We start from the raw sequence: 17,485 nt of genomic DNA on the forward strand, positions 1-17,485 counted from the left end.
CTTTATTCGGCCACGTGCCGCATGGACATGGGGAATTGTTCTTTGCCATAACCGCCGGTGCAGTCTGCGACGGTGGTCGCCCCTTTGCGGCAGTTGACCTTGGGCATGTCGTAAGTGCTGCCATCGCCACACACGGCTTGGCCCTGACTGTCGATGGCCAGGCTGCCACCCTTCATAGTAGCGCTCACCGGCCCGGTGCATTTCGTGCCGTCGGCCTGGTGTACGGTGACTTCGCCCTTACCGTCCTTGAGCTGGTATTCCAGACGCAGGGGTTTGCCGGTTCGACGATCCTGAATACCGGCACCGGCGCGGAACTGACCGTCGAGGAACTTGGCGGCACCGTCGGCGGCGTCTGGCGGAATGCTCAGGGGAGGGCCGGGTTTTGCGGCGGCGGATTTTTCGGCCTCGGGCGATGTGATATCCGGCGGCGCAGTTTTGTTTTCGGGTGGCGCCGTTGGGGTTTCGGCTGCCGGGTCATTGGCTGCGTCTTTGGCAGGGTCTTTGGCCTGGTCGGCAGGCGCTGCATCAGCCTCGTTGCCATCGACCGCCGGCGCTTCCACGTCACGGGTTTCGGTCACAGCGGTACCGGTGCCGGTTCCAGTGGTGGAGCCTACAACGGTGCCCGTCACCGGAACGCCGTTCAACGTCGTGGCATTGCCGGTCAGTTGCGGCTCTTCCCGCTGTTTTTCCACCGGCACAATGCCCTCAGGCAGCAGGTCTACCGCGACCAACGGAATCGGCACGCAACCGCGCAAACCGAGCAACAGCCACAAAAGCAGCAGCAGGAACGGCAGCAGCAACAGCCACCACCAGCGACGCCACCACGGACGAGCAACCACCGGCACGACGGGCGCAACCATAGGCGCGGCTTCGACCACAGGGGGCAGCGTAAACGCGGGCGGAACCTGATAGAGGCAGTGCAGGGGATCGAGGTTGCCAGTGCCGGCATGCTCGAAACCCCAAAAGGTCAACACCGGCTTGCCTTGCACCAGGTAAACGAAATTCTCATCGGGGAAATGAATCACGCGCTTGAGCAGTTTGCCGAACACGGCTTTGTCGCCTTGCTGCTGTTCGCCGGAGTCAGTGACCAGAAAACGCTGGCTCAATTCCTCGAGCGCGGTTTTCAGCGATTCAAGTTGGCGACGGGCCGGAGCACGTTCTTCTTCGGTCGCGCTGCTCCACGGGATCACATCGCCGTCGAGGCCGCTGTACCAGTCGATCTGGTTGCCGAGTTCATCGCTTTGAGGGATGGCCAGATGATCGACCATTTCAGGGTTCTTGCGGCGAATGGCTTCGCGCAATTGCAGGGCCGCCCGGTAGACCGGTTGACCTGTCTCGCCCAGGGCTGTGAATGACCCGCTCTTACCGCTGCGTAATAGTGCCCCGCGCATTCAAACTCCATATGTTTCGTTGCGCAAAAATGACAGACAAAGTTGTCTGCGCTTGCTCCTGCAATTAGCAGGCGACCTTAATGTCATAGTGATGTCGCCGTCAATCAACTGGAGGTCCAAAACCGTATGAGACTAGCGTAAGCGTGCCGAGGTTGCATGGGGTCAATTTAAATTCGCTTGGGAAGGCTAGAGCGTAGGCTTTTTAGTCTTGCTGAATCGTTTCATCAGCGTTATAAAAAAGCACAACTCCAAGAAAGGCTTCCCCATGACCCCGCTCAAACTTGCCATCGCTCTCGGTGCTCTGACCGCTGCCTCCCACGCCATGGCTTGGGATTACGTGCTGCTCGACAGCGACAAAGCCGCCCAGAACTGGCAGATCACCAGCCAGCAACTCGGCGTGAAAACCGACAAACCCTTCTCCGTGACCCTGCGCACTTTGCACGGTGGCCGGCAGGAGGGCGTCAGCATCGTCGACATCGATAACGGCGCGCTGAAACTTTCGGTGGTACCGACTCGCGGGATGAACGTCCTGCAAGCATCTGTCGGCGATGTGCGCATGGGCTGGGATTCGCCGGTCAAGGACGTGGTCAATCCGTCCTTCATCGAGCTCAACGGCCGAGGCGGACTGGGCTGGCTCGAAGGCTTCAACGAACTGGTCGCCCGCTGTGGTTACGAGTGGGTCGGCCACCCCGGCATCGACAACGGCGAACTCCTGACCCTGCACGGCCGCGCTGCCAACATCCCCGCCAGCAAAGTCACCCTGCACATCGACGAAAAACCGCCTTATGCCATCAGCCTGCGTGGCGAGCTGAAAGAGCAGGCGTTCAAGAAAGTCGACTTCTCCGTCGCCACCGAACTGGTCACCGAACCCGGCAGCGTCGCGTTTGCCCTCAACGACACGCTGACCAACAACGGCGACTATCCGAAGGAATACCAGGCGCTGTACCACAGCAACTTCAGCACGCCGTTCCTGGAACAGGGCGCACGGTTTGTGGCCCCGGTGAAACAGGTTTCGCCATTCAACGACAAGGCCAAAGGGGATTTGCCGGATTGGCAGACTTACCGTGCGCCGACCAAGGACTACGACGAGACGGTTTACAACGTCGTGCCTTACGGCGACGCCAAGGGCGATACGCTGACCGTGCTGCATAACAAGGCCGGGAGCCTTGGGGTGTCGGTTGGGTTTAATACCCAGCAGTTGCCAGTGTTTTCGCTGTGGAAAAACACGGACACGCAAGGCCAGGGTTATGTCACCGGATTGGAGCCCGGGACGAGTTTTTCCTACAACCGCCGGTATCAGCGGCCGCTTGGTCTGGTACCGATGATTGGGGTTAAAGAGCAAAAGCAGTTTCAGATCCGGTATAGCTTGCTGGCGGATAAAGGGGCTGTGGATAAGGCGCTGAAGCGGGTGAGCGAGATTCAGGGTGGGCGGGAGATTGAGGTAAGACAGGCGCCGTTGGTGGATCTCTCCAAGGAATGACTTTCATCAGTTTGTGCTTGGCCGATACTGCAATGCCTCCGCCAGATGTTCGCGGGTGATCCCATCGATCTGTTCAAGATCCGCCAACGTGCGTGCGACCTTGAGCAGTCGATGGGCTGACCTGAGTGACAAGGTCAAACGCTCGCAAGCAGTTTCCAGCCACGCCTCGTCGGTTGTGGATAACTTGCAGTGTCGACGCAGCCCGGGCAAATCAAGGAAGGCGTTGGCACAGCCTTGGCGTTTGTTTTGAAGCTCCCGGGCGTCGGCGACCAGTACCGCAGCGGTGGCGGTGTCATCGCCGGGTTTGAGCGCAGGATTCAAAGCCGTGGCTTCTCGGGCGACAGTCAGGTGCAGGTCGATCCGATCCAGCAGCGGCCCCGATAATTTGTTGCGATAACGCTGGACCATGTCCGGTGTACAACTGCATTTGCCGCTGGGTTCGCCAAGATATCCACAGGGACACGGGTTCATCGCGGCCACCAGTTGAAAGCGCGCCGGAAACCTCACGCGATCCTTGGCGCGGGAAATCACGATGTGCCCGGACTCCAGCGGCTCCCTTAAAACCTCCAGTACCTTGCGATCGAATTCCGGAAATTTGCTGTATGACACGTGCAGTGTGCCAAGTTGTCAGGCGTTCAGATGCTTCTGAGGTTCGCTTCCAGCACTGATACCCAATCAGTATTCGTTCGGACAGGGTGTGCCTCCATGAGCCGTTCATGGGCCAGCAGCGACACTGGATGTGTAAGAGAGCGTCTGAGAGCCTCTCCACATCAGTGATGAACAGCTCCGAGATGAACGCTTGGAGATTGCTTCTCCGTGCCGCTATCGTCTATTGGTAGAGAGGATCATCAATACGAGCGTATGACCAATGAGGCAGCTTGAAGAAACGCGCAAACCTAAGGTACTACCTGCCGAGACGTTTTGGAGAGAGATGGCTTTTTACGAAAGCGGGCCAGGGCTCTGGAAGGCAATTCACGTCGGACTATCAGCCGTATTTTTCTTTCGAATGGCAAACCTTCTAGGGCTTCGGGAAGGCGCATTGGCTGAAATGCTATCGATAAAACTCAGCATGCGTCGTCGGTGGAGCAAATCAGGACAACTGAGCCGTACTGAAAGTGATCTCCTATATCGAATTGCTGAAGTTTTTCGGGACTCTCTTAGCCTTTTCGAGGGCGATGTGAGTTCCGCAATAATGTGGCTCCGTACGCCCGCGACGGCTTTGAATCAAATACAGCCAGCAGCCCTTCTGACTACCCATGTTGGCATCAACCTGGTTAAAGCCCATATCGGTCGCATCGAGCATGGAGTTGTAGGATGAACGAATGCCCTAACGGCGATGATAAACGGCGTCAGGAACCGTAGATTGAACGAGGTTCCGTGAGGCGGCGAGCATTAATATCCAGAATAGGTTGCTACTCACAGGTTAATGCTCATCGGGCACTGGTGAGATCCCTTTCCACCAAGGCGAACATCTCGCTCAAACTCTCAATTCCCTCCTTTTTCATGTAGCAGCTCACCATAAGGCTGACGGCATGTACTCCAAGCACAGAAGCTAGCCCGTCCACCTTCTCAAGCGTCGGGGACTTTTTCCCATGCTCCAGCATGCTTACGTACTCACGACTCATTACCGACGCAAACTGGTCCTGAGTCTTTCCCTTGCGTATGCGCAGCTCACGCAAGGCTTCAGCGAAGGCTGGATTTAGCTCCATTACGTCGTCCCGTCAAAAGGGACGATGAAGCCCGGTTGTGATCTGTATTTCTATGAACTATAGTTCACATCCCACGTTAATGGCTGATTAAACATGTTCGAAACCTACGAGGCGGCTCGTATACCAGCGTCTCCCTTCATCCAGCGAGACACCTCTCGCTGGGCGTTTGTGATGCTGTCAGCGAATGACAGGTGGTTCTATGTAACGCTCAACTGCGTACAGAACGGAGAAACAGACGAGATCTGCCAACAACAGTATTTGATCCCCTCCATGCTTTGCCTGTTGGGGCTGATTCGATCTGATACCGCAGACACATACGTGGCGTCTATCCAACTCGTCTCACCTAGCTGGATGAACGGGTCCGATGAGTGGCGGATGCAGCCAATTCAACAGATCATGTGCTTGCCTTCTCATGCTAGTGAGCGGTACTGCTACCAACTAAAAAATGGTGACCTGTATCCCGCAGCGTTCGCACGACTAGCCGCAGAAAAAGGAACAGTGGTTTGGCCCACCAAAGGAGGCGTCAGTGAGTCCTGACCTTGATGAACAATTGTGCAAAGAAAATCCTACCCTCTTTCCTAGCGCAACTCTGATCAATGGCAAAATGTTTTGGGGGTTCGAATGCAATGACGGCTGGTTTAACCTCCTCCGGCATGCCTTTGCACTGGTTACAGTACGAAGTGAAATCTCACCTGGATGTGGCTCCGTGATCATTGAGGAGGTGAAAGAAAAAAATGGAACGCTACGGATATATTATCGTGGAGGAGACGACTTTGTTCATGGTGCAATAAATTTGGCGGAAGCCATATCTGTTCATGTATGCGAGATATGCGGTAGAAACGTAAAAAATCGTCGAATGCACTATCATTTCCCAAGATGCGATGAGCACATAGATCTATGACGTATGTGTCGGCTGATCACCCCTACCTGTTAGATTATTTATATTCTGAGCTTTCTTACGAAAGAAAACTTGGCTTGATCGATTTCGATCTTGTTAGAAACTTCGTTTCATCGCCCCGAATCATGGATATCTATGTCCGCGAAGCCGTGATTGAAACTCCAAGTTTTGTTGGTGACAGCTATCTAGATCAAATAACAATGCTGGCAGATAAGCGTCAAAAAACGGTCGGTATATCTCTAAAAGCATGGGCAGTATTAGAGAAGACAGCTGGCCGAGTCGAAAAATATCATTTCGACGACGCGAGTATTTCAGTGCTTCAGATATGGCCGTTTGATCCGATGAGTTTAAGTGATGAGCACTTAAAAATCGCAATAGCACTGTCTTATACCACCGGAGAACTCCGGGCTGAATCACGCATAGTAGGGGCCCTGAACGAGGTGCTCGAAGGGTTAGGTTTTGGAATTGTCAGCGAACGCTATTAAGTGGACGAACAGCGGCAGGCGACTAGAGAGTAGTGTCTGTACATCGACGGACCAGATCGACTGCTTTGGTCGATTTCCGTCAGTCGTGACAAACGAGTGGGCCCAAAACCAGCGTTAGTGTCAGGCAGAAATCGGCCATAAGAAGACTGTCGCAGAAGAGTGTTTTCGTCCGAAATTTTTCACTCCGTGCGACCGGCGTGGAGGTGTAGGTAGTCTGAAAGTGGTCGGCTTACTGGATTACAAACCGTAAATCCTCTCGCGTCCTATCTGTCATGCGACCGGCTAAGCTGCATTAAATTGCGACCTCAGAACAATAAAATATTTCGACAACGTCTATTCACGCTCTCGTTAATATTGACGAAAGTTTTTCTTTTAATGCTCTCGCTCTGCCTTTAGGTATATATGAAACATTTAATCTTTGACACATCTCTTCGACTTCTGGCTTGTCGTGAACCGAGTAAACTATTATTTTGTTGCCGTTAATCCCTTTAGTTCGAGCTTGCTGCGCTACAAAAAGCCCTCTGAACTCTTGAAACAGTTTGCCCCTCTGCTCCAATACGCTTTCAAACTCAGAAGAGGCCGGCACATTGAGATCAAAAATCAGTGCTGCATAGTCATCTACGCTGGCGTCCAATAGCTTTTTATTTGCTTCATCTATCGAGGTTGAAAAATCCACGCTGAAACCTAGTGACTCGACATAGTCCTCTAGCCAATCCAAAAACATAGGTTCATCATCAAGAATTAGAATTTTTGCGCTCATTTTAAAAACCCATTTGGAATTCTGATTTCAAATTTCGTAACTCCAGAAGATGAATGACTCCCCTCAATCGTCCCCTGAAATGCATTCTCGACGATTAGCTTACAAATATGAAGACCCAAGCCGGACCCTGAAGATGTTCTTTCTTTTGCACTTTTTGCTCTATACCCGATTGCAAAAATATCGTCTTGGTTAGAAAATGGTTCGCTTTGTCCTTCAAATGTAATGATCAGGTCATCAGTTTTTTTCTGTATCCAATTTTTTATTGTCAAAGTCGAGCCGGCCTTGCCGTATTTAACTCCATTATCGATGAGATTCATGAAAACCTGCTTAAGTAAATTCGGATCACCCTTCACGCAGTTTTGAGTGTTTCTATCCTCTAGCTCTACCTTTACCTTACTACTCGTCCCTTGCTCTTGAAAGAATTGCGCAGACTCGATAATGGCCTGCGGTATGACGGTAGTTTTGATAGAGGAGTTCGAAATTGACTCAGTATTTCCCGATGCGTACTCTGCAAAATATGAAAGGTTTCTTATCAACGAAACCGTATACTCTAATTGCGCCCTAGCGCGTGCTAATCGCTGAGCCTTTTTATTGTCTGGGATTACGTCATTTATTAAATTGTCGAGTGTTCCAATTACACCACTCATTGGGTTAATTGCTTGATGAGTAATATTTTGAATAAGGAATAAAGTTTCTTTGTTATCCATTTATACGGCCCTTTTAATTATTGACAACCTAATACTTTCAGTTCCCAACTGAACGCTAAAATTTGACAGGCCTGAAAGCGCTTGGATGTGATTTTCTTCCGACTCAATTAACGCTCTCGGCAACTCAATTGCCAAGTTAAGTTCTTGGCCTTGCGTGATAACTGGAGCTTTCTTAAAAATAAAGAATAAGTACGCAAATAGCGCTCGAATAGAGAACCGATCAAAATATTTAACGCACAACCCTGAATATTCTATCCATTCGAATTGATCTTCAATCTTGTGAGTTCGAAAATAGAATTCATCTGAAACTTTTATGTCTGACATCCTAGTCGATACCAGTTCGCTGACAGAATGAGCTAGCCATAGTTTGACTTCAGGTATCGGTCCGGTGTCCGGCGAAAGAGTATTAGATATTTTAATAAGGAGCAATATGGAAGGGTAAAATAGATCGAGTTTAGATGCCGCTTCTGATCTCAGCCCGTACTTCCTCGCAAGCTGGGGATAAAGATTTAATTTCGTAGTAACCTCAACTGCTCCCCAGAATCTAATAATTGGTTTTTTTCTTGATTCATTCCAAGCTCTAACTTGATCCACTGCTTGCGGCGTGAGGGAAGAGCTTGTTACAAATAAAAGCATATCAGCGCTTTGCGCTTCTGCATACGATATTTTATTCCACACTGTAGGCCAGTCAACAGAACCTGTATACCTCTTGCATTCAACATACCACCTTTGGCGTTGATACTGACCGGATAAATCCGAAATAAAATAATCTCCTTCAATGTCTCTTCCGACATCGCTCCCAGGAGTTCTCCATACTGTATTCCTCAACCCAAGAGCATTAACAATATCAAATGTCATACTTTCAAATTGTTCTGGGGAAAGGCTTAATAGATTCAATTTTCCTCCTTGTTGAAAAGTCTAGCAGTTCTTGACAAATGAAGTAATGACAGTGATTTCAGCCACTCCAGATAGGCTGTTAAGGCTCCAAGGATATTGATAGCACTTTAAGACCTATGACAAGACATTTAGTTAAGCATAAAAGGTTATGCTGGCAAATCCATAGTATATTCATCTCCGTTTTTTATCTTCTCAAGTAACTGTCGCAATAAGTTAGAGTATCTATGCGCCTGAACTTCATTGCCGTTCATTACAGCGCAATGATACTTATTGTCGAACGATTTTATATCTACACCAGTAGTATTCTTCAAAATTTCAAGCAGCTTATTCGCGTCGTGCCATCCTTTGAAACCTAAGCTTACTCCTAAAGTGGATGGCGTATGTGGAAAATTGACGTTGAAAGCTAGGCCGTCAGAGGCGTCAGCTATTCCGTAAAGTTTAGCTAATGCCCCCTCTGACTCAGAAACGTTTGCAAGTACAGTGTAATCAACCTGAATGGGATTTTTAGGGATGTCAGAACGCACTAGTTCATAGGTTCTTGCCAGTAGCGCACGCAGCAGCTTTGGGTTGACATTGTCCAATGCTTGGTTAGCACCAAAAGCCTTGTATACCCAGCTATAGTCATGGGCGACGATACTTTTAATACGTATGCTTTTATTCTCTGATACCGATATCAGGCGTTCACGCCTAGGATATTCGGTGACTTCCTTACTTGACCACTCCAAATGATAAATATTTGGAATTAACGCGCCATTTTCGGAAAGAATCTCATCAATGTCTGACAGTATAGCTCTAATGTTTGGATCTTCGGCGCTGTAGCCAACAAAAATAAGAGGATGCTCCGCAAAAAAAGCAAGCATTTTGGCACTTAGATACTTTTTCTTTTTCAGAAAGTTATCATAGTCCTCTCGTGTGATGACTACGCTCCTAGAATCCGAAGCACATCCATGTATCTTGAATATTTCACCTATGCTTGAATGATTCGCATAGAGAATTTGCTGCCCAATGATCGGGGCGTAGTCAGGAAAAATGCTCTCTAGTAAACAATCATAGTTGGTAGTGATTATCGAATGAGGGTGAATCTTTTTCAGGAGTTCAATTTCATCGTTGTCCGTGGCAACTGTTTCACTCAATAATTTCTTAAAAATTTCACATACTGCATGTTTGAAATAAATATCGGACTCATTACCTGAGCCAAATAATTCACCGGGAAACTCGTCTTCGCCGCCACTCCAAGCCCAGTCATTGAATTTTTCTGAGAAGACGGTTCCGATGTCGACGAGATTAGGATAACGCTGCAAATAATATGCAAATTTTTTATCGATCTCGGGACACATTTCACTAAGTGAGTGCAGTAACTCCTCCCAATTCGGGCCGTTAAGGTACCTTTTAGTTAGGCCTGATCCCACGAAAAGTATAGGCTGGCAGCCCATCGCCTCAATACATGTTTTGATATCATCCGTCACATCGTCTTTATACTTATCATAATCGCTCATATGCGCTCCCTAGTGTTTTTATGCCTGCTGAGCGAGGGGCGGGCACATGACGGGTTCGTCAAGGATCTCAGTCTCCCTCAATGAGCAATCTCAGAATAGCCACTAGCCATCTCTGGTGGCTAGTGGATTGACCAAGATTGACGAATTTCATTTCTTTGATAACGATTACAGAGACCTGGCAAGCAGGATCCGGCGCATCCAGCTCAATGATTCGGATGACAGCTTGTGGCCGATCTCTGACTATGGTCACCGTTTATATTGGGTCGTTTTCTGCCCCGTCATGTACGCGAATCATTCTAGTCAAATCTGATGCAAATGATTGGTCAGGTCGAATACAAACGGGTGGGCAAATCTGTGCAATTACCCAAGGCTCTCAGGACTGGCACCGCGCCCGCCTAGGTCCGGTTTTGAGCAGGGGTGCCGCATGCTTCTATTGGTAAGGCCACTGATACGTGGCCTCCTTAAATTTACTCATTAGCCGATCAAATTGCTCTCAACCATTCCAAGCAGGCCTTCAGCAACGGCGCCCTCGCCTCAGTTGATGCACCATCAGCACCACGTAGAAAATCCTCTTGTTCAAGAATGGCTTCTTCGCCTTTTTCGTGAATACCGAATACATCCTCGATACAGCCGATAGGCCATACCCACGTAGTTCGGGCCAGAAGCTCTTGGTGAACTGCCTCCGCTAATTTGAGGCCCTCCGCGTCCTGTGCGAAAAGCGCCCAGGTATCCGCCGCTCTCAATCCATCAGCATTAACGGGCAGACCGTTCCCACCCAGCGGCACACCTTGCTCTGCTCCAATTCTGGCCAACACGTTTCTTGCTTTGGCCATATCCTCTCCGTCTTTTGATAACCAAGACTCGGCACCACTCCTGGCGTGTGTGAAAGCAAAATCCAAGTCTGCTATCACTCCACAGGTGATACCCATAGCTGAGAGCACCGAAACGCCTTTAGGGATGCTGGAGCAACTGCCAAGCGCCACAAAGCAGATGCGATCAAGTTCTGGCCTCGATCCATAAAGCCTTTCGTACACTAACGGCAGCAGACGCTGATCGGTTTTACCTTCACAAAGAATTACCTTCTCTGCGAAGTAGATGTCAGCAACGTTGCCTAACTCGAAAAGAGTTCGCGATTGAGCCTGAGCCTCCTCCATTGCAGCAGCTACAGCTTCGCGTAACTGCGCGCGGACGACAGAGCCATCAACGGGATGCCTACGAACGATGACTGTATCTGGAGCGTTATCCCTGCTGAGCATTAGGGGAGAGTGGGTAGTGAACACAACCTGAAAGCCCACCACCGAAAGTTGTTTAAGCGCTTCTCGAAGCTTGCGGACTCCTTGTGGGTGTAAGAACAGTTCCGGCTCATCAATCAGCAGCATCCGCCTAGAAATTCCCTGGGCGGTGGCTTGGCGCAAATCCGCCAGCAACCGGATGAGCGCCATCTGAATTGCTCGTTGTGCGCCACTTCCCACCTGATCAAATCGTCGACGGTCACCGGACGCCTCGTCGGTAACGTGTAGGTCTCCCGATTTAAAGAATTCTTTTACATCGATTGAGGGGACATCTAAATCCAAGCGCAATCCCGGGAAGAACTCTCCGAGGGCAGCGGTAGCGCTACTGTCAAAGCCTGCCAATACAGGAGATCTCTGATCGCCATCAACCGTCAATATGCGTCGAACTGCTTCCAAGGCTTGTGTGACTTCGACATGTGCTGTGAGGATTGGCGTCATGATTTCATCGAGCAGCCCGCGAATAGTGCTGCCAGCTTTTCCTTTTCCTAAATCCTCCGGCACATCGTCCATGGCTTGAATATGAAGAGCTTCAGGAAGCAGAGCAGAAACAACTGACGGCAGTCCTGTCGGGTATGCGCGCCAGGTTGTAGGAATGCCATTGGCATCCTTCTCATCAGGTTGCCAAACCTCCTGAACTGGCTTGGAGGTGCCAGTGCCGGTGGTGCGGATCCATAGCTCTCCATTAACGCAATAGGGTTCAATAGCTAGGCGGTGTCTTGGCTCTGGAATTAACGCGATCAATTCCGGAGTTATTCCAGAAATACAGGCGCTGAGGACTATTGGCAACGCCGGGTCAGAAGCATCATTTTTTGCGAACGCTTTCGGCGCCAGAACTATACGGATTGCGTCTAGTACCGTGGATTTGCCAACGTTATTTTGTCCCACCAGAGGGGTGAAGCTGCCTAGGGATAAAGAAACGTTTTTACACGCCCGAAAATTCTGAATGTGGATCTGGGTCAGTCCATGCATTTCACTTTCTCCTGATTTGCCCTAACTCTGGGGGGGCGGGGCTTAGGAGGTGGAGCGTAGAACCCATTTCTCTCGGCTGCCTTATAGAAGAGGGATTTTCCAGTCGAAAAGTCGTCGATGAACACGGAAGGATCTTGAAATATCATTCACGCGCCAGGGCATGACACTCCGGCGTACCAACCCGTGATGGAAACTCCTAGAGTTCCGGAGGTTCCCAGCCCTCAAAATGCTTGAGCGCGTCCAAGTCACCGATCAGATCCTTCGCTTTTTCCAACCGATCTAAGACGCTTTGCCGCTGCTCCGGACCAAGACGGTCGGCGCTGAGTGCTATGTCGTCGAAGAAAGAACGAATGCTGTTCACCTTCGCCCAGGTCTGAATGACCACTTCAAGACTATCTCGGCTGTCCTGAATCGCCTTCAGCCGACGCTTCTCGGCTTCCTTTCTTCTCCATTCTTCCATCTGCAACTCATGCCGATGGCGTTCCTGTTCGCTCCGCACTCGCTCGATCTCAACCTTACCGGCGAGAATGGGAGCTTCGGCTTTCAGTGACTTCACTACACTTGGAATTTTGCTGACCAAGTCTCCAGGCTTGTTCTCAGTCCAGCGTTGAATCCAGTCCACGCCGTAGTACGGTGAATACACCTGCAAGCAAAGTCTGCCCGTCGGCATATCCGCGCTCATCATCCAACCATCTCGGTAATCGGAACGCCGTTTAGTCACCGGCAGATCCGCCACCCTGATGTATTTTTTATCCGGTCGCTTAACGTGAACGTATTCGCTGATCTCATAGATGGACAGGCCAAAGACGACGGTCCCTATGTGAACCACCGTAGGCCGTTGGGGTCGCCATAGGGCAGGGTGCACGTACCTCTTAGACTCTTGCTCTCGATGGTCTACGGAAGCGCGACCCATATGCGAGGTTGGATCGGACAGCGCAACCGCGAAGCCTTTTCCCATGAACGCCAAGTACAGCTGATTAGCAAAGTCGACGGCATGGCTTACTCCAGAGCGGCTTACTATCAGGTCTGCCATGGAGCGTTTCGATGGACGAAGGTAACCTTCATCTGTTTCGTGGGCTTTCTTAAAATGCTCCTCGATGTCTATCAATAGCGGATGCCGACGAGGAAGTAGTTCAAGGCGATCAGCCAGCTTCCCGCGGCTCCTTATAGGGGCTTTTGGAAGAGATCGGGAGATTTGCTCAGGCGCTCCATTCCTGCTCCAGGCAACGAGCGCGCCTGGTTGGGCCTCAGGGAGTGCCGGCGGCGTTTTACGCTTCCCTACAGCCACTTGGGCCCAATATCCCACCGGAGGGCGGGGTATATTAAGGTTTGTAAAAATGCGTGCTAGGTAACTGGAGGAAACGCCATACCGCTCAGCTATTTTGGTCATGGGTGCAGACCAAGCCTGTTCGTAAAGAGACTCCCGAGTAATGGTGTCCTCCAACGAATCAGCAGTGGTGGCTAAGGAGTTTGGAATGTCTTCCATGCATGAGCTTCTTGAGGGTGATTGGCAAATTCAGTAGTGACCACATCAGCCTAGCTCAAGGCTTATGACGATTATGGGATTGAACCCCGCACGCATACCAACACCCATAGCGCCCCCGATGATGAAGCTCCGGTATCGCCGGGGGCCAGGAGCACCTTTTTAGAATAATCCATCATGTCTCCAAGGTGCAGAGTCATACACACCCATGGATCATTCTCCCGAAGTACATCGTTTTGGTCACGTGAGTGGATAAGACTCGGGTTGGCCGTTTTCTGCTCTCATGGCAGGCAAGAACCGGCCGATCCTGTTGAAAAAGTCGGTTTGCCCAAAACGCTCAAATATTGATGGGTACAAACACCTCTTTTGCGTGCTGCTAAGTGAAATCCAAGTCGTGAACCTTCTGCCCAAAGCACAGATTTCATTCTCAGGCGCGAGCTTTTCTGCCGTGGAAACCGAAGCCGACTTTTTCAACAGAATCGGCCAAAAGCAGCCACTCATGACCTGTGCCTTTATAGACACGCTGACCTCGCCTGGATCATGCTGACACTGCAACTCGCACCTACAGTACCGCTGAATCAATCACCAAGGCTGCTCCATGACACGTTCGACAAGATCAAAAAAAATCGACGAGGCCACAGATTTAATTTCCTATCTGGATTTAATTTATGGTTTCCCAAACAGCAACTCCGCTTTAAGCTGCTATCGTGGACAAGATGACAAATCTTGGATTGTGAAACCTTCGGTGATGCGTAGTCTAAAGGCGGACGCAGAAAATAATATTTTAAGCGAACTTTTAGTCGAAGCACCGAGCGAGTTTGGCTCTGATAGAAACATGTTCGACAAGCTTGTGCGCGCACAACACTACAGCCTACCTACACGGTTGCTAGATGTAACTTTAAACCCGCTCGTAGGTTTATATTTTGCCTGTAGCGATGAGAAAATGTTTTCTGTCGACGGTGTAGTGCACGTTTTCAACTTTCCTAAGAACAATGTGAAATTTGCCGATAGTGATACTATAAGTATTATCTGCAACCTAGCCAGGTTGTCCGACGAAGAGCGGACAGAAATATCAGACAACTACCGAAAAGTCGGGACAAAAATCTCTGACTGGACAAAGGGAAAGATAAGCGCTTTTCAATCCACCCCGGAAGTTAAACGCCTTATGCAATTCGTCAGAGTCGAAAAGCCTTATTTTCTGGACGCCGTTAGGCCATCTGACTTATTCAGGTATTATTTCGTATATCCATTAAAAAATAATAAGCGCGTCATTGCGCAATCCGGAGCCTTCATTGCTGGAGGGCTTTTGCAGTATCGAGCAATACAGCGCGCCTTGGGTCTGACGCATAACAAAATTATTATTCCAGCCGCAAGCAAACCTAAAATTATTAAGCAGTTAGATACGTTAAATATTAATTCGCGCTCCTTATTTCCAGAAATAGAATTTGCATCTACTTACATTAAGCGCAAATGGTCAGACAAGATATAGCCACTTGCAGGAGGCCTGGTGGATTCCGACCTGACTATAGAGAAAATGCGTTATTCTTTACCCATCCAACAGAATGAAGGCAGTTCACGGGGCCCAACCAGCTTATAATCGCGCTAACGCTTAGCGACCAGGCTGGTACGATGTGATGCCGCAGCATTCGGATTGATACCGGAAATATGCCAACCCACTGTTTAATTCAAGGAAGTATTGTGAGCAAACTCAATCAAGTATGGACACTAGCGCTCGCATGGGCTTCTAAGAGAATTCGAAGCCCATTTTCAAATTTTGCCACAAAATTTGTGCTATTTTTAGGATCTGGAATAGTCGCCACCCCACTTTTAGAGCACCTGATCTTCAATGCTGTGTTAAAACATTTTTTCGGAATAGATCTGGGAATTGAAGTTCCTGACACTCAAGCCTACATCGCGGGAGTGGTGCTGATAGCACTTTCTTTAGCGCATAATCTGCTTTTCAATAAGCTAGATCACAGTTATCAAGTCAATATCAAAAATGTAGAGACTTCAATATATAAGTCCTTATGGAAAAATCTAGATGCGGTCTTGGATGACACTGCTAGACTCAGTAATTTATACTCTACCTACTACTCCGCCCAAGACGATGACTTAGCGCTTAAGGCGGAGGAGTCTATTATTTCCTGCGCGGATCATCTGAGAAAAAACCGACCATTTTATTTTTCGGATGCTTTCTACGAAAAGTGTATATCAATATGTAATGATGCATATGTTGAAGCACGAGCATTTCGAGCTTGTATACAAGCTAAAAAAGAAGAGGAGCTGGCTATCGGTAGGGACGCTTCGTTATCAGAGAAAATTGACTATTACGAGAAGCACTATAATTACGACAAAGCTCGCAAAGAAGCGAAAAAGAACCTGGCTGTCATTAAATCTCAATCGGAGAAAGTTTGCGTAGATATCAGGGCGCATATCGGGTTTATTTAACCACTGGAAGGTGCTCAATGGGTGCCTGAGGATGCTCCAATCACACTCCATATCTTCCGACACTTCGTTAGAGGCGCATTGCTGGGTTGGTGGGATCATATGGCCGAATCTCAGAGTAAGTGAATAGCCCGTCTGTACTGGCCGAAAGCTGCTGGACGTGAACGGCAGCAATTGGCCGTTCAATGCCGGTCATGATTGCTAAGTGCGCTGGTCAATTCCGATTCAAATGGGTGGTCAAGTCAGTGCAAGTACCCAGGTGTCAGCGGATCTGGAAAAGTGGTCCCCAACCAGCGGCGAGATGATCTAGGCTTCCCGCACCATCACTCAAGGACGTTAGCCATGTCAGATAATTCAGAGGCCCACATCGCCACAGCGGACGCACTGACATTGCTCCTGCACAACCAGCACGCCTTAGCTGCTGCCATCGAAGAGGTTACTAAGTGGCTCTCAGAGAGCGGAGTAGGGAGTGTCGCCGATAATGCAATGACTGCCATGGAAACGCTGGACACGAATGCACAAGCGATCACAGATGCCATCATGCGGATACGCAAGTCGTAGGCATATCTAACTTCCCTGCCCCTCCTTGAAGAGCGAATCCCGATTTAATGCGAGAGTAATGGAATTCTGGGCTGCCCAACCGTTTGCATTCGACTTGGCCAACAAGCGCCGTAGTGACGACCGAAAGAGAACGGCCAGATAGAGACAGTCAGCACGTCACTCCACTGACGAGCCCCAAGCGCAGCAGGCATTTATCGTGCCTGCAATACTGGAGGCGCCGTCAATAGACGTACTGATTAATTAGTACTGAATAATCATCTTCCTATAGAAGTGAGGGTCATTTATCGTGGGGCTAAACAGACAGTCAATGAATTCACCGTCAGTCCCTCCAAAACCATCATCCATACCGCTTAGTACAAAGCAGCTTCTATAATTTTCATAGATTTCATAGTGCAGGGTTTGAAAGAAGTCTATAAAGTCCACATCATAAAAACATTCAGAAACTGATTTTGACTCATGGAATCTTTTTCTTTTGGTCGTGCCATCGCTATATCTGTAGCGATCTTCTAAGCGAGCCAATATATCGCTCTCTACCATTTTCAGTTCGCTTATTGATAGGTCATGCCTGCATTTGAATGCACAAAACAAATAATAATTCGGATTGCCTGAGCTGTAGGATCTAGATGATAGATCCCCCATAGTCAGTCCTACTTTCGCGAAAGTAGGATTGCTGGCGTCAGCACCTAAATACAGCCACCCTTCCCTCGACTCCATATCTAGCTTCGTTCTTTCCCAGACATACTCCATCTTGTAGTCGTCAAAAGTTTCAATATCCTCGATGGTTATTTTGTCTTTTCTCAATTTGTCATTCCTTAGCAAAAAAAGATATAGAATTGGAAACATAAGATAAATTGTTTTTGATGGATTCATCCCTGCCCATGAGTATTATGACAGGCATGTTCACCTTGAGGC

At 49.3% G+C, this 17,485-nt stretch carries 15 protein-coding genes and 1 pseudogene; 6 read left to right on the plus strand and 10 right to left on the minus strand.

Features of this window, described 5'->3' with window-relative positions; genetic code table 11:
• Positions 1 to 2: 2 nt before the first annotated feature.
• On the minus strand, positions 3 to 1,391 hold the full coding sequence (locus ACM6I0_RS16725; RefSeq protein WP_414922843.1) for an SrfA family protein: 1,389 nt from the start codon (positions 1,389 to 1,391) through the stop codon (positions 3 to 5).
• 265 nt (positions 1,392 to 1,656) lie between these two features.
• Here ACM6I0_RS16725 and ACM6I0_RS16730 point away from each other — a divergent pair, with 265 nt between their 5' ends.
• Positions 1,657 to 2,871 carry an aldose 1-epimerase family protein gene (locus tag ACM6I0_RS16730; RefSeq protein ID WP_414922844.1) on the plus strand — a complete coding sequence of 405 codons (1,215 nt, stop codon included), beginning with the start codon at positions 1,657 to 1,659 and terminating at the stop codon, positions 2,869 to 2,871.
• 6 nt (positions 2,872 to 2,877) lie between these two features.
• Here ACM6I0_RS16730 and ACM6I0_RS16735 read toward each other — a convergent pair.
• Positions 2,878 to 3,468, minus strand: a pseudogene (locus ACM6I0_RS16735) (ATP-binding protein); the annotation flags it as partial.
• Positions 3,469 to 3,802: 334 nt separating this feature from the next.
• Between ACM6I0_RS16735 and ACM6I0_RS16740 the strand changes: the two are divergent.
• Positions 3,803 to 4,189 carry an antitoxin Xre/MbcA/ParS toxin-binding domain-containing protein gene (locus ACM6I0_RS16740; RefSeq protein WP_414922845.1) on the plus strand — a complete coding sequence of 129 codons (387 nt, stop codon included), beginning with the start codon at positions 3,803 to 3,805 and terminating at the stop codon, positions 4,187 to 4,189.
• A gap of 112 nt (positions 4,190 to 4,301) precedes the next feature.
• On the opposite strand, the gene ACM6I0_RS16745 is transcribed toward ACM6I0_RS16740, so the two are convergent.
• Positions 4,302 to 4,580, minus strand: coding sequence for a helix-turn-helix domain-containing protein (locus ACM6I0_RS16745; RefSeq protein WP_109635877.1), 279 nt, complete (start codon positions 4,578 to 4,580; stop codon positions 4,302 to 4,304).
• A gap of 975 nt (positions 4,581 to 5,555) precedes the next feature.
• Here ACM6I0_RS16745 and ACM6I0_RS16750 point away from each other — a divergent pair.
• Positions 5,556 to 5,963, plus strand: coding sequence for a hypothetical protein (locus ACM6I0_RS16750; protein WP_222588997.1), 408 nt, complete (start codon positions 5,556 to 5,558; stop codon positions 5,961 to 5,963).
• A gap of 337 nt (positions 5,964 to 6,300) precedes the next feature.
• On the opposite strand, the gene ACM6I0_RS16755 is transcribed toward ACM6I0_RS16750, so the two are convergent.
• The 6 genes from ACM6I0_RS16755 to ACM6I0_RS16780 form a co-directional block, all read right to left on the minus strand.
• Positions 6,301 to 6,723 carry a response regulator gene (locus ACM6I0_RS16755; RefSeq protein ID WP_222588996.1) on the minus strand — a complete coding sequence of 141 codons (423 nt, stop codon included), beginning with the start codon at positions 6,721 to 6,723 and terminating at the stop codon, positions 6,301 to 6,303.
• Positions 6,720 to 7,430: a sensor histidine kinase gene (locus ACM6I0_RS16760; protein ID WP_414922846.1), complete on the minus strand. Its 711-nt coding sequence runs from the start codon at positions 7,428 to 7,430 to the stop codon at positions 6,720 to 6,722. Before ACM6I0_RS16760 ends, ACM6I0_RS16755 begins: the two co-directional genes overlap by 4 nt.
• Positions 7,431 to 8,327 (minus strand): restriction endonuclease, encoded by an 897-nt coding sequence (locus tag ACM6I0_RS16765; protein ID WP_222588994.1) that lies wholly within the window; start codon positions 8,325 to 8,327, stop codon positions 7,431 to 7,433.
• A 146-nt stretch (positions 8,328 to 8,473) separates the two neighbouring features.
• The gene (locus ACM6I0_RS16770) at positions 8,474 to 9,823 is read right to left on the minus strand and encodes an SIR2 family protein (RefSeq protein ID WP_414922847.1); all 1,350 of its coding nucleotides are present in this window, start codon (positions 9,821 to 9,823) and stop codon (positions 8,474 to 8,476) included.
• Between the two features lie 482 nt (positions 9,824 to 10,305).
• Complete coding sequence (locus ACM6I0_RS16775; RefSeq protein ID WP_222588992.1) at positions 10,306 to 12,084, minus strand: ATP-dependent nuclease; 1,779 nt, start codon at positions 12,082 to 12,084, stop codon at positions 10,306 to 10,308.
• Between the two features lie 196 nt (positions 12,085 to 12,280).
• The gene (locus ACM6I0_RS16780; protein ID WP_414922848.1) at positions 12,281 to 13,570 is read right to left on the minus strand and encodes a hypothetical protein; all 1,290 of its coding nucleotides are present in this window, start codon (positions 13,568 to 13,570) and stop codon (positions 12,281 to 12,283) included.
• A gap of 595 nt (positions 13,571 to 14,165) precedes the next feature.
• On the opposite strand from ACM6I0_RS16780, the gene ACM6I0_RS16785 reads away from it, so the two are divergent.
• The 3 genes from ACM6I0_RS16785 to ACM6I0_RS16795 all read left to right on the plus strand — a co-directional run bounded on the left by ACM6I0_RS16785 (position 14,166) and on the right by ACM6I0_RS16795 (position 16,573).
• Complete coding sequence (locus tag ACM6I0_RS16785; RefSeq protein WP_222588990.1) at positions 14,166 to 15,056, plus strand: FRG domain-containing protein; 891 nt, start codon at positions 14,166 to 14,168, stop codon at positions 15,054 to 15,056.
• 209 nt (positions 15,057 to 15,265) lie between these two features.
• On the plus strand, positions 15,266 to 16,015 hold the full coding sequence (locus ACM6I0_RS16790) for a hypothetical protein (protein ID WP_222588989.1): 750 nt from the start codon (positions 15,266 to 15,268) through the stop codon (positions 16,013 to 16,015).
• A 339-nt stretch (positions 16,016 to 16,354) separates the two neighbouring features.
• A complete protein-coding gene (locus ACM6I0_RS16795; protein WP_222588988.1) occupies positions 16,355 to 16,573 on the plus strand; it encodes a hypothetical protein in 219 nt (72 codons plus the stop codon).
• A 240-nt stretch (positions 16,574 to 16,813) separates the two neighbouring features.
• On the opposite strand, the gene ACM6I0_RS16800 is transcribed toward ACM6I0_RS16795, so the two are convergent.
• Entirely contained in the window at positions 16,814 to 17,374 is a 561-nt protein-coding gene (locus tag ACM6I0_RS16800) for a hypothetical protein (RefSeq protein WP_222588987.1), read from the minus strand.
• Positions 17,375 to 17,485 lie beyond the last annotated feature (111 nt).

Origin of the sequence: Pseudomonas sp. IT-P294 (assembly GCF_949767865.1) — a bacterium.
In the GTDB taxonomy this organism is placed as follows: Bacteria; Pseudomonadota; Gammaproteobacteria; order Pseudomonadales; family Pseudomonadaceae; genus Aquipseudomonas.

Excerpts from the sequence above, each read along its gene's own strand:
- ACM6I0_RS16725 (WP_414922843.1), bottom strand. The coding sequence starts at position 1,391 with ATGCGCGGGGCACTATTACGCAGCGGTAAGAGCGGGTCATTCACAGCC.
- ACM6I0_RS16730 (WP_414922844.1), top strand. The coding sequence starts at position 1,657 with ATGACCCCGCTCAAACTTGCCATCGCTCTCGGTGCTCTGACCGCTGCC.
- ACM6I0_RS16740 (WP_414922845.1), top strand. The coding sequence starts at position 3,803 with ATGGCTTTTTACGAAAGCGGGCCAGGGCTCTGGAAGGCAATTCACGTC.
- ACM6I0_RS16745 (WP_109635877.1), bottom strand. The coding sequence starts at position 4,580 with ATGGAGCTAAATCCAGCCTTCGCTGAAGCCTTGCGTGAGCTGCGCATA.
- ACM6I0_RS16755 (WP_222588996.1), bottom strand. The coding sequence starts at position 6,723 with ATGAGCGCAAAAATTCTAATTCTTGATGATGAACCTATGTTTTTGGAT.
- ACM6I0_RS16760 (WP_414922846.1), bottom strand. The coding sequence starts at position 7,430 with ATGGATAACAAAGAAACTTTATTCCTTATTCAAAATATTACTCATCAA.
- ACM6I0_RS16770 (WP_414922847.1), bottom strand. The coding sequence starts at position 9,823 with ATGAGCGATTATGATAAGTATAAAGACGATGTGACGGATGATATCAAA.
- ACM6I0_RS16775 (WP_222588992.1), bottom strand. The coding sequence starts at position 12,084 with ATGCATGGACTGACCCAGATCCACATTCAGAATTTTCGGGCGTGTAAA.
- ACM6I0_RS16780 (WP_414922848.1), bottom strand. The coding sequence starts at position 13,570 with ATGGAAGACATTCCAAACTCCTTAGCCACCACTGCTGATTCGTTGGAG.
- ACM6I0_RS16785 (WP_222588990.1), top strand. The coding sequence starts at position 14,166 with ATGACACGTTCGACAAGATCAAAAAAAATCGACGAGGCCACAGATTTA.
- ACM6I0_RS16795 (WP_222588988.1), top strand. The coding sequence starts at position 16,355 with ATGTCAGATAATTCAGAGGCCCACATCGCCACAGCGGACGCACTGACA.